The organism is Paenibacillus sp. SJS-P3 (assembly GCF_056711585.1).
The window spans coordinates 899,362-911,277 of the sequence record NZ_CM160043.1 but is presented as its reverse complement, the minus strand read 5'-3'; the positions used below and the strand labels follow the sequence as shown (position 1 = coordinate 911,277).

9 protein-coding genes are annotated in these 11,916 nt (G+C 54.3%); 2 read left to right on the top strand and 7 right to left on the bottom strand.

Going from position 1 to position 11,916, the window contains the following annotated elements; genetic code table 11:
• Positions 1 to 13: 13 nt before the first annotated feature.
• Positions 14 to 376 (bottom strand): VOC family protein, encoded by a 363-nt coding sequence (locus tag AC06G8_RS04145; RefSeq protein ID WP_480284466.1) that lies wholly within the window; start codon positions 374 to 376, stop codon positions 14 to 16.
• 381 nt (positions 377 to 757) lie between these two features.
• Entirely contained in the window at positions 758 to 1,516 is a 759-nt protein-coding gene (locus tag AC06G8_RS04140; protein ID WP_480284465.1) for an MBL fold metallo-hydrolase, read from the bottom strand.
• Between the two features lie 154 nt (positions 1,517 to 1,670).
• Between AC06G8_RS04140 and AC06G8_RS04135 the strand changes: the two genes are divergently transcribed.
• Positions 1,671 to 2,264 (top strand): TetR/AcrR family transcriptional regulator, encoded by a 594-nt coding sequence (locus AC06G8_RS04135; RefSeq protein WP_480284464.1) that lies wholly within the window; start codon positions 1,671 to 1,673, stop codon positions 2,262 to 2,264.
• A gap of 130 nt (positions 2,265 to 2,394) precedes the next feature.
• Here the strand turns inward: AC06G8_RS04135 and AC06G8_RS04130 are convergent, their stop codons facing one another.
• Both AC06G8_RS04130 and AC06G8_RS04125 read right to left on the bottom strand, forming a co-directional pair.
• Positions 2,395 to 2,889 carry a VOC family protein gene (locus AC06G8_RS04130; protein WP_084781601.1) on the bottom strand — a complete coding sequence of 165 codons (495 nt, stop codon included), beginning with the start codon at positions 2,887 to 2,889 and terminating at the stop codon, positions 2,395 to 2,397.
• Between the two features lie 84 nt (positions 2,890 to 2,973).
• Positions 2,974 to 3,876 (bottom strand): LysR family transcriptional regulator, encoded by a 903-nt coding sequence (locus AC06G8_RS04125; protein ID WP_480284463.1) that lies wholly within the window; start codon positions 3,874 to 3,876, stop codon positions 2,974 to 2,976.
• Positions 3,877 to 4,032: 156 nt separating this feature from the next.
• Between AC06G8_RS04125 and AC06G8_RS04120 the strand changes: the two genes are divergently transcribed.
• Positions 4,033 to 4,860: an SDR family NAD(P)-dependent oxidoreductase gene (locus tag AC06G8_RS04120; protein ID WP_480284462.1), complete on the top strand. Its 828-nt coding sequence runs from the start codon at positions 4,033 to 4,035 to the stop codon at positions 4,858 to 4,860.
• A gap of 217 nt (positions 4,861 to 5,077) precedes the next feature.
• Here AC06G8_RS04120 and AC06G8_RS04115 read toward each other — a convergent pair whose 3' ends face one another.
• From AC06G8_RS04115 to AC06G8_RS04105, 3 genes are all read right to left on the bottom strand, one after another.
• Positions 5,078 to 5,608: a DinB family protein gene (locus tag AC06G8_RS04115; RefSeq protein ID WP_480284461.1), complete on the bottom strand. Its 531-nt coding sequence runs from the start codon at positions 5,606 to 5,608 to the stop codon at positions 5,078 to 5,080.
• Positions 5,609 to 5,984: 376 nt separating this feature from the next.
• Positions 5,985 to 11,105 carry an S-layer homology domain-containing protein gene (locus AC06G8_RS04110; RefSeq protein WP_480284460.1) on the bottom strand — a complete coding sequence of 1,707 codons (5,121 nt, stop codon included), beginning with the start codon at positions 11,103 to 11,105 and terminating at the stop codon, positions 5,985 to 5,987.
• A 287-nt stretch (positions 11,106 to 11,392) separates the two neighbouring features.
• The gene (locus AC06G8_RS04105) at positions 11,393 to 11,908 is read right to left on the bottom strand and encodes a DUF6886 family protein (RefSeq protein ID WP_447662435.1); all 516 of its coding nucleotides are present in this window, start codon (positions 11,906 to 11,908) and stop codon (positions 11,393 to 11,395) included.
• Positions 11,909 to 11,916 lie beyond the last annotated feature (8 nt).

Here is an 11,916-nt window from a genome sequence, read left to right as displayed (position 1 = left end):
TCGTTTGATAAACTCAATTCTTTGCTTCTGAAATATGCCAGCAAACACCAGCTGGATCAATTAAGTTTATCTCACGTTTTCCCCAAGGATAGACGGTTGGCTCTTTAACCCTAATAGGATAATTCTTTTCAAAAGTAACTTCTTGTATATGTGACCACCACGCATCAAGGTCATCGACAACAAGTTCTACCATGTAATTATTTTGGAATTCCTGGTTGTGGAAATTCTGAAGAAAAAATTCCTGTTCCCCGATTCTGAAGATACTTAATCCGTTGTCTGAGTACAATTTCTCAAAACCAAGATCTTCAAAAAAACTCTGTGCTAATGCATAATCTTTGCCTGATGGAATGAATGGTCGAAGTTTAGAAGCTTTCATTCGTTTCCTCCAAATTTTAGTTTTATTTCTTACTTACTATAACTTTATCAAAAACGAATCCCTGCGTTAACCTGCCCGTAGGCTTAACGTCACCGCTGCCAGTCTATCAAACGAAAAACGCGGCATCTATGCTGACCGTCTAGCTGCCTGGGAAGGCTGGGAGACTGTCTCGAATGCAGCGCAAAACAACCCTATACAATAAGCCGTTGCAATTGGACTGGAGCGGACGGATGTAACTCCGTCATCCAAAATTCGTTGAGCTACATGCGTTTCTTTGGCCATGTCGATTCCTACGACGAGATGCGAAGTGGTAATTCGTTCAATAGGCTCAACAGGAATGTTTAGCGCAGCACACGAGTCATAAATCAATTCCTAAATAAATTAAAGATCCATAACCTCCCCGTCATCAGGTACAATAGCAACTTGCTCCAATCCTCGTTCCTTCAGGAAAGACCGGAGGTGCTCTCGCTTGAATGTGCAATGGCTGATGGCATCCATATGTACGGCAATAAATCTCGTGGTTGGAGACAATTCTGCAAGACGAAGGATATCTTCTGCAGTCATTGTGATGATAGTCCCTAACAACATCTGTGCACGGGGCGTATTTAATATCGCAATATTCGGTTGATAGTTCAGGAAGGTCTCTTTAATAGCGGGTGTGTAGATGCAGTCGCCAACGATATAAATGGAACCATCCTCTGCTGTGCTTACAATATACCCGGATACCGGGCCTAGCAGCTTGGCGGCGAAGCCAGGAGCATGCTGTCCTTTTATACGTTTCATCTGAATGCCGCACCATTCATACGATTGCTGAATAGCATGTACATGCATAAATCCCGCTGTCTGCAGGAAGGCCTGATCCTCGGGCTGACAAAAGACAGGCAATTTTTTATTCAATATGGACAGGGCCTTCTTATCCAAATGGTCAAAATGGCGATGTGTCAGAAGTAGGGCGTCCATCTGTTCGAAAAAATGAAGCGGAACAGGTAAAGGCGTTAACGGGTTTCGGCGAAGCGTACGAGTGAACGGAACCGGCGGGAGCTCGCCTGGATCACTTAACATAGGATCGATCAATATCTTTTTGCCGTTCACGATTAATACCGACGTAGCGTTTCGTATGTGTTGAAACGACATACCCATTTCAATCATCCTTTCCATTTTAATACCGACCGGTCTGTTTTAATTTAACATAGCCCAACGTACAGAGCAAGCATAATTTTCCAGCTCGCATTGAATGCAAAAGGAAACTATGCTAATTTAAGACCAATCGGTATTTTTTGAAAGAGGGATCGCTGTGGGAAAAGGACAAGTTACGAAAGAACATATTATTCGCCAATCCGCCGAGCTCTTTAATACAAAAGGGTATGCAGGTACATCTCTGTCGGACATTATCGAGCGTGCCAATGTACGCAAGGGGGGCATCTATAATCATTTCGAAAGTAAAGATGAAATTGCGCTAAGCGCATTTGACTACATGTTTGCTAAATTAAAAGGTCTCTTGACAGAGGCAATATCTGAGCGGTCCGAGCCAGCAGAAAAAATACTGGCTATTTGTGATGTTTATATCCAGGTGGTTGAACAAAATATATGGGAAGGCGGCTGCCCCATATTGAATACCGCTGTTGAGAATGACGACGGCCACCCTATGTTAAAACAAAGAGCCCAGCATGCAATGAATGAACTCATGACGAGTCTTGGGGAAATCATCAAGGAAGGCATTAGGCGGAAGCAGTTTCGAAGCGAAATCGAAGTGGAGGCCGCAAGCAGTGTAATAATCGCTCTGATAGAAGGCGGGGTTATGTTGAGCAAATTGTATAATGACAACACATACATTCGGCATTGCACGAACCAAGTAAAGATTTATATTCATGGGGGTATGGCAGTCTAGCAGTCAGCTTTTAATGCATTATCCTGCCCTACTTCAAAGAAAATCAGGAGCAGAAACAGCCCGCGATCTGCTCCCTGGTTATTTCATCATCTCCCGACAGTGAAACTGATTGACGTTCGCCCGCGGAGACTTATGGTCGCCAGACTTCCCAAAGGTTGCCGTCCGGATCCGCGAATGTGATGTTAGGTCCGCTCGTGACCCGTTCGCTTATAATAGGTACGCCGTTTTTCTTGAAGCGCTCAAGCAGTTCCTCGATCCGCGGCGATATGAAGCATGCGATGGCATGAGGTCTGCCTTGGTCCAAAGACCATGAAAAGCGCAATCGACCGCCAGCTTCATCGGATTGGCGAAGGAACAGCGCAGGGACGACTTGCCTTAACCCGGGCGAAGGCAGGTTGCCGGCCTGATCGGGAACATTTAATACTGCCGTCGTCATTCCGGGCTCAACTTGGTCGTCGTTCGCCGGCAGGTAACCTAAAATTTTTTGATACCATTGAATCGACGCGTAAACGTCATTCACGGGTACGTAAATACAAGTTACGCCCGTAATGTTCTCCAGCTTTTCATCGCGTTCCTGATTGTCCTGCATCGTCATGCCCTCCTCTAGGTTCATTCCTTCGATCAAGGCTCGAATCACATCCTCGGGCTCCCTCTAAATATATCCTTTTAAGCAGCCGCTAATTTCTTTTCGATTGCTCTTTTCTTGCGTTCAGCCGTGCGTTGGAATCGGCTGCATTTCTCTTATGATCTCTATGAACTGCCGGATCTCCTCGGACGGATGCAGCGGATATAGCAAACCATACGGAACCGAAAAATCCAAATCGCTTGGAATGGTCGACAAGGATGGATGAATATCTGCCCATGCCTCTAAGGTCAGCATCACCGTATTGCTTTCCTCGCAGCGATTGAACACATCCAAATCATAGAGGCGCGGAATCTCTTTTATTCGTATTCGTGGATGATTCCTAACCAAGAAATCACAAATGCCTTGGATCGCATTACTTTCGCCGCCGTTTACCACGGCTAACTTTTCCCCGTACAAATCTTGGACAGTAAGAATCTTTTTAGAGGCCAGTCTATGGTGCCGGGATACGGCAAAGCAAACGCGGCAACTCCCCAAAGCAAGCATTTGATAGCAATCATTCAAGCGATCGGTAAGAAACGGCCCCGCCATGATATCGAACGATTGGCCAAGCGTGCGGAGAGTGGTCGGGAGCGTATGTGCATCATCATCGAAATGAACGATGTTGATTCCGAATTGCGGAAATCGGTCGCTGACTCCATTCCACATATCAATCAAAACCTTACAAGGGTTGAGCATGGATGTGCCCACCCGAACCATATGCCGATTCGCCTGCGCGGCTTGATGCATGCGAATGAGCGATTCCCGATAGTACCGCAGCATAAATTCCGCATCCTTAATAAAGGCGGAGCCTGCCTGCGTAAGCCGGACACCGTGGTTGGTACGGTTGAAGAGAGGAACTCCGGCTTGCTTTTCCAGCAAGTTCATCTGCTTCATCACGGCTGTCGTAGAGATGAACAGCTTCTCGGCTGCCTTAGAGAAGCTTCCGGACTCCGCCACTTGGACAAATGTCTTCAATTGTTCATTCATTTCAGTTCGGCTCTCCTTTTTGCATGAACCAATAGTTAACACCATGCTAACCTTTTTGAAATTCCGTATCAAGCGGCTGCGTCGTAACATTAGAGAAGAACGAACGGGGATCAGAAGTTTAACCAATGCCACTCAACAGTAACGGAGGAATACACGATGAAAAACAAAGTCTGGTTCATTACAGGAGCTTCTCGCGGATTCGGGCGCATCTGGACCGAGGCCGCTCTCGCGCGCGGGGATCAGGTTGCCGCGACCGCACGTACGCTGGAGAGCATCGCCGATCTGAAGGCGCGTTTTGGTGACGCCGTCCTTCCCCTAGCACTCGATGTAACGGATCGTCGTCAGGCGGAACAGGTCGTTCGACAGGCTCACGCGCACTTCGGCAGGCTGGACGTCATCCTTAACAATGCCGGCTACTCGCTGGTCGGTACGACCGAGGAAGCCGACGAATCCGACGTCCGCGATCTGTTCGACGCCAATTACTTCGGTACGCTTCGGGTCATCCAAGCCGCCCTGCCGCTGCTTCGGCAACAGGGCAGCGGGCATATCCTCGGCGTATCGAGCGCCATGGGCCTTGTGGCCGCACCGCTCATCGGCTTCTATTGCGCCTCCAAATGGGCGGTCGAAGCGCTTCACGATAGCCTCGCGCAAGAGGTAAAAGACTTCGGCATAAAGGTGACGCTGCTCGAGCCCGGCGCCTTTGCAACCGATTTTGGAAGCGCCTTGTCGATGAAGAGATCCCCGGGATTGGAGGCCTACGACGAGCTTAGAGACCGGGTGATAGGCCGTTTAGCGACCGCAGAACGAGGCGATCCGCAAGCGACGGCCGAAGCGATTCTCCAAATCGTAGATGCCCAAGACCCGCCTCTTCGGTTCGCAGTCGGTGCGGGGGTCTTGCCTTTGATACGCGAAGCCTTTGCTGATCGTCTAGCGGCATGGGAGTCATGGGAGTCCGTATCGAACGCGGCGCAAGGTGGCCGATAAACAGCCGTTACTAGAACTGCATAAAAGGTGTAAATCAAAAAGGCTTCATCATAAAAGGAGCAGCTGCCGCATCGGCAATCTGCTCCTTGATTATTGAACAAATGCGTTTATGCCGATGATCTACGCCGCGGTCGCGATGATGGGCTGATCCTTCGTAATCATAATGGTGTGCTCCGTTAGCACAACACAATGAAAATTTGAGATCCTTTCTTTGGACTTACTCGAATAGTTGGATGTTCGGTTCCTGCTTAAGAACGTGAACAATCATCGCGTGCAACTGCCCACGGTGATGAAACAGGTGAGCCTGAGTATCTAATAGCCATTCGTAACGCGAATGAACTACTCCAAAAAACGAAGTCGTTTCCTGTAATAACTCATTTTCCTTTAATCCTGCTATACCGTTTTTTAGATAAGAGTAATTGGAAATCAGGGCATCTGCAATTGCCTTGCGATTCGCTTCTGGCTCAGCTTCTTCATAGAAACGGTCCAACTCCTCCTCCGAACTTCCGGCTCCAATTAGAAAGTCAGCCTTACATAGAACTGAAATGTGTGAGAGCAGCTCTCCAATCGACCATTTTCCTTCAGTCGGTTTAATATTCAAATCTTCATCGCTCAATGTGTCTATCAACTTGATAATAGAGTTAACCGCCAAATCCATCTCTTTGAAAACGCCACTACAGTAAACATTCATACCGTTATTCCCCTTTTCTGAATTCTGCTTTTTGTCGGATACCAATGTATTCAACAAGAAAGTCCAATCATCCTTCTGGACCAAAACACCTTGTTTAATGCTACTTCTATTTGCATCTTATGTTGTAAAAGAACTAAACTGCCCGTTAGTTCAACAAGAAGAAGCCGTTCGTCGAAGTTTATAGTTTGTCTCATTTACAGTAAACAAGCACGAGGCGACCAACAATAACGGATCGTATGTCCGATAGGTTTGCGATGCCGTCTTTGCCACAATACAGTTAGGATCGAAATGTACGATCAAGGGATTAGGCTGCTATTCGTCAAAGAAGGCTTGATGGCGGCTAGGCAAAGTAAAATTTCGGGCTCGACAAAGAAGGCCGCTCCCTCATCTCCAGATGACGGGGAGCGGCCTTTCTTCTTGTCATTCAGCGTCGTTATTCAAACAGCTTCAGCATCCGCTGCAGCATAACCGCTGCCTGAGCGCGGGTAGCCTTGCCCTTCGGCGCAAACCCGTCTCCTCCGGCGCCGTTCATGACTCCGAGGGCAGCCAGCTGCGCGACCGAAGAGCGGGCATAAACCGCTATTTCGCCCCGGTCCTTGAAGCCCGCGAGCTCCGCATTCACGTCGGCGGACTTGAGACGGTCCAAATGGTTGAGAGCATTCGCGGCCATGACCGCCATTTCCTCGCGTGTGATCGCTCGGTTCGGCTCGAATTGGCCGGCACCGGTGCCGCCTGCAATGCCCAGCTTGGCAGCAGCCGCCACCGCCTCGGCATACCAAGTATCGGGCTTCACGTCGCTGAAGCCTGCCATCGATCCGGCAGCATCCAGCTGGAACGCCCGGAACAAGGCGGTAATGAATTCGGCGCGAGTAAGAGGTTTGTTCGGAGCGAACTTGTCGCCGCCTACTCCCAGCATGATTCCTTTGGCCGCCATCTCTTTGATGGCGGAACGCGCCCAATCGGTCCCGCCCAAATCGCCAAAGGAAGGGACTGGCTTGGAGCTTGGCGACGGCGTCAGACTTGGTGCAGGCGTGGCGATGGGTGAAAGTGTTGCGCTTGGCGACGGCGTCTCGCTAGGCACTGGTGTCCAAGCTCCTCCCGGCGTCGGCGTTGACTCTCCTCCAGGCGTCGGCGTCGCTCCTCCCCCAGGCGTCGGCGTTGCTCCTCCTCCAGGCGTCGGCGTTGACTCTCCTCCAGGCGTCGGCGTTGACTCTCCCCCAGGCGTCGGCGTTGCTCCTCCCCCAGGCGTCGGCGTCGCTCCTCCTCCAGGCGTCGGCGTCGCTCCTCCCCCAGGCGTCGGTGTTGCTCCTCCCCCAGGCGTTGGCGTCGGCGTTGGCGTCGGCGTCGGCGTCGGCTCCCCGCCCGGCAGGTCAGCGGTCTTAATCAACGACACGTCGTCCACCTTGATCCAGTTGCCCCCGCTATCCTTGGAATGGAAGCCAACGGCCAGCTTGCCTTCCCGCACCTCGAGCCCGGATACCTTAACGGATGCCCATGAGCTCTCTCCTTGCGGAATCGCCGCCTTCCGTACGGCTCCCTGATCGCCAGCAGCCGTCAATTCGGCGGTTATCTGGCCGCCCTTGGACTTCGTCCAGGCTTTCAGCTCGTAGATGCCGGGCTCGAGGCCAACGACTTCCTGCGAAGTCGTGACTTCATAGGCTTGGTCGTTCCAGTGGACGAGAGCATACTGATCACTGCGCGCCCCGCCCTCCAGCTTGACGATGCCGCTCGTCACCTCGGCGCCATCGGCGTCTTTGCTGGACCAGTGCTTCGGCAGCACAGGCCATGCGCCCGCATCGACCGCCTCCTCGAAGCCCGGATTGAGCAGCCGGTTGTTCGCAGCAGGCGCAGTGCCGTCGTCATAAGGATTGCCCGGCACGTTCACGTTCAATGCCGCCGTGCTGCTGTGAAGGACGGTCCCGTCAAACAGCTCGATGGCAGCCGTCGCCTCCTTCATGCCATTGGCGATTTTGGAAGTGGTGTACGACCAGGTTCCGTCCGGCTTCACCGGAGCGTGGAACGTCTGCTTGCCGACCTGGATGCGGACGAATTCCGCGCCGCTGGCCGTGCCCCTGAGGGTGTAAGGCAGCGTCCCGATGACGGCTCCGCTATCCTGGATGGCCACGGACGCCGCGTTCAGCCTGTCGGTAAAGTCAGCTCCCTGGATGTCGTCGACATACAGCGTACCCGATGCCGACAGCGAATCGGGCGATCCGCCGAGATACAGGGAGAACGTCTTGATCTGCCGGTTCGGATCCGGACGGTCGTCCGGATTGCCTCCGTACCAGCTCGGGTAGCGGAAGGCGCTGAATGGAACGTACATCAAGCGCGGATCGCTGCCGCGGAACACCGTCTTCGTCTCCCAGAACTTCCCGGCGTCGTCGGAGAACTGAATCGCCAGCTCATTGTTCGACCCGTCCGGCTGCAGCCAGAAGCTGAAGCCGTCATAACCATCGAGCTTCAGGTAATCGGGGCTGAAGCTGCCTCCCGCATATCCCGGACCGCTGAAGTCGTAGTCCATCCGCAAGCCATAATCGCCTTCGGATTTGCGCGAGCCGTCCAGCGATACATCCAGCGCTCCGCCGCCCTTGTTGCGCGCGAATGCTTTCTGCACCAGGGCATTGTAGCCGCCATAACCTTCGAAATTGTCCAGCTTGGAGGCATTGGCCATCCGCACGTCGTCCACGACGATCGTGCCCGCTGCGGCGGAAGCTCCATCCGTCTTGCTCACATACACGCCGAATCCGGTTACGTCGGACAGATCGATCGGGCCTCGGCCCGCATCCCCTGCCGCAAGCGCAAAGTCCGCAAGCTTGACCTCCAGCGTACGCGCCGCCGTGCCGCCGAGCGAAGCGGCTGCTTCCCATATCCGTCCATCTCCCGTGGAGAGCCTGAAGCCGAGCTTGTTGCCGCTGCCGTCCGGCTTCACCCAAGCATGCATGGCATCAAAGGAAGACAGGTCGGCATGGCCGATCGGCCTGCTCAAGCCCGCAAACGAAGCGGAGCCAAGCTCGTATTGGAGTTTCGCGCCGTAGCTGCCGCGGTTTTTCGCGGCGGCATCGAGGGCAATCGACGCCTCGCCGCCATCCTGATCCCGCTCATACCGGGCCGCGATGCTGTCGTCCTTGCCGTAATCGTATTCGCCGTCCTCGAGGACGTTCGCGGGCGGAGCTTCCGTGAGCGGAATCAGAGCCGCTCCGAAGCCGATATCGGCTTTGGCGAGAGCCGGCGACTCCGGGCTTCCGCCTGCCGGATAGGCGGCCTTGATGTAACGGGTTCCGGCCGGGAGCTCGAAGCCCGCATAGACGAGGCGGCTCCATCCGTCCGCCGTCTCCTTGCGGGTCACGGCCGGCTGCAGCGGCTGGTAATTCAAGCCGTCGATGGAAGCCGACAGCTGCAGCTCCTCTCCTCCTTTCACATACGAGGTGAACCGGTAGGAGTTCATGTCGCCTGCGGCTGCGTACACAAGCTCCGCATGCTCTCCGTCCAGGCGGCTGAGGACCGGCAGCCCTTCCGTGCCGGCGGAAGCCCCGCGAACGGCCAGATTGCCCGATGCCGAGTCCGGCTGTCCGTCGAAGCTGCGGTCTACGATCAACCCGCTGCGCACCGGCGCCGGGACGGGCCGATAGCCTTGGCCGGCATAGGCGTATTCCAGCTCGACACGGTCGACCAGAACGGAGCTGCCGCCGTCAATGGCCAGCTTCACATACCGGGTTTCTGCCGGAAGCCCGTCTGCCGTCCACAGCCCGTCTGCCAGCCTCGGCTGGATTTCGGCATACTTTCCGTTGACCGAGGAGACGAACAGCCTTACCTTGCCGCTTCCCTCGGTCTTTATACGCACCGCCTCCAGCGGAACAGGCGCCGCATAGGTAAGCGTGCCCGGCAACGAGCCGGCGACATAGGCTTTGAAGCCTTGGCCGAGCTCATTCCAGTTGTCCGCCTTGTTCAACACATTGGAGGACTGGTCGTAGGCATACGTCTGGCGATTCTCCTTGGGACTCTGCATGAGGCTAATTTCATCCGTGATGAGATGTCTCGCCGTCGTACTCACGACATTGGACCACGCCGATACGCCGGACTCGTTGACTCCGCGTACCCTGTACTGATACGACGTGCCGGTGATGGCCTGCTCATCGTGGAAAGCCTTCGTTCCGGCGCGTCCTCCGTCGGAGGCGTCGGCTGCGACCGTCTCCCAATTCATTCCGTCGGCGGAGCGCTGCACCTCGTAGCCGGATGCTCCGACAACTCCCTGCCACCTGATGTCCGCGACTGAATCGATCGGGAACAGTCTCGGAGCTCCTTCCGGCGCCGCAATCGCGGGAACCGCGGAGGTCTTGCCTTTATCCAGCGCATTCATGTAATGAGCGTAGTTGTACACCGTCCGGATAATATCCGTCTCGCCGTAATAATCGCCCGAGGCGAAGCCCGGCCAGTGATACGAAGCCCAGTTGCCCGGATCCTCGTCATGCCAGTAGAATCCGCCGTCCTCCTTATGCGGCCTCAGCGACCAGATCATGATGCCGGAGGTGCCGTTTTGCAACGCCGCGTTGTACAGGGCTTCAACCGGCTCCTTGGTCGTGTAGAGCCCGAACTCGCCCAGAATGTAAGGTTTCTTGCCTGCGGCCAAGGCTGCGTCGGCATTGATCTTGTCGATGAAATTGCCGGTGTAGAAATGATTGCCGACGATGTCGATATGATCGTCCGTCAGCGATGCGGCGTTGATCGAGAAGCGCCCGTCGAGCAGCAGCTGCTGCGGCTGCTCCTCCTCCTTGATGTAGCGGGCGATTTCCGTCGTCCATGACTGCGGGAACTTGTCCTGGTTGTAGCCGCCCAGCTCGTTGCCCGTCTCCCAGGCAAGGATCGCCTTGTCGTCCTTGTATTTCACTCCCGTAATCGTGTTGGTGCGGTTCATCATGTAATGGACGACCTGCTTGAACAGACCGATGACCTCCGGGTCGGTATAGAACTTCCAGCCGTCCGGATCCGTCGCCGCATCCCCCGTTATCGTGCCGGGATGGACGAAGTTGACGTAGCTTTCAATGCCGCCGACCCACTGCCATTGATCGACGAACGGGATGATGACCCGGACGCCGGTCTGATTGGCGAGAGCGAGCATGCGGTCCATCTTGGCGAAGCCTTCCTCGCTGAACTGCATCCTGCCGCTGGAATCCGGTCCGAGGATGAAGGCCGAGTCCTTGTTGGAACCGTCATAACGGAGAACGGACGGCACATAGGAGCGGGTCACTTTCCCGCCCATCGCCTTGATCGTGCGCAGGGCGTCGTCCTGGGAGAATGCCGGGTCCCCCAGCGCCCCGGGATAGTTGAGGCTGGCAAAGCGGTATTCCCTGCCGTCCTCCATCAGCTTGTCTCCTTCTGCGGTAATGTAGGAGGAGAACAAGGTATTCCCTCCGTATACCTGATCCGGAACGCCTCCGTATGCGGATTCCGTCACGCTCCCTTCTTCCGATGCTCCCGCTGGAGAAGCTCCGGCCGTCGACCCGAAGGCAGGCGTCATCAGACCGAAAACCAGCACCCACGATAAAAGCGCTTTCAATAATGGCTGTCTCGAACAACTAGAACTGGACAATTCCATTCCTCCCGTCATGAACATGGTTGACGCTTCCTTGCTGCCCTGTCAGAGCCTCTTTCTTTCTCTCTCTCGACTTGCAGGCCTGTCCTTGATTTCATTCCTGTTTTGTTTGGTAAAACAAGGAACGAAAACATAATTTCAACGAAATTATAGATATACCTTAAACTTATGTCAACTATTTTCAAATTATTTATACCTTCTAGTCCTTGAAAATAGGAAAAAAGACCCTTCAGCCAAACGGCTGAAGAGTCTCATCTCGCGTTGCGGAACCGAATGATGGAAAACTGGCGCAGCGACGATTGCATGATCGCGTCCCTGGCGGGAAAGAGGCTTGGCGTTACGCGCAGCTCCGCGCCGGAGCGCGCGATTTCTCCTAGAAGATCAGGCATGCGATCGACCGATCGGGGGACAACCGTCTCATCCGAAACATAGTAGCCCGCGCTTTCGTCCTCCATCCGGAATGTATCGGCAGGCATATCATACCGGTACAAAGCCGCGGCCCGAATCCGCTCCAGCCATCGGCTCTCGACCAGAATAATCCGTGAGGCGCCGGACATGCCGAAGAGCAGCCGCTCCTCCCGCCCATCAAGCCCGGGCTGGCGATTGTAGATGATCCGCGGACATTCCCGCGGAAAGAAATAATTTACTCTATGCTCTTCGTCGACAGCCCATACCGCGGCAGGCAGATCGTCGCGTCCGGGCCTTGGCCGAGGGACAAAGCGGCTGATCGCGGACTCTTCGCTGAAGTGGTAAAGAAGAGATTCCAAGGCGTCGT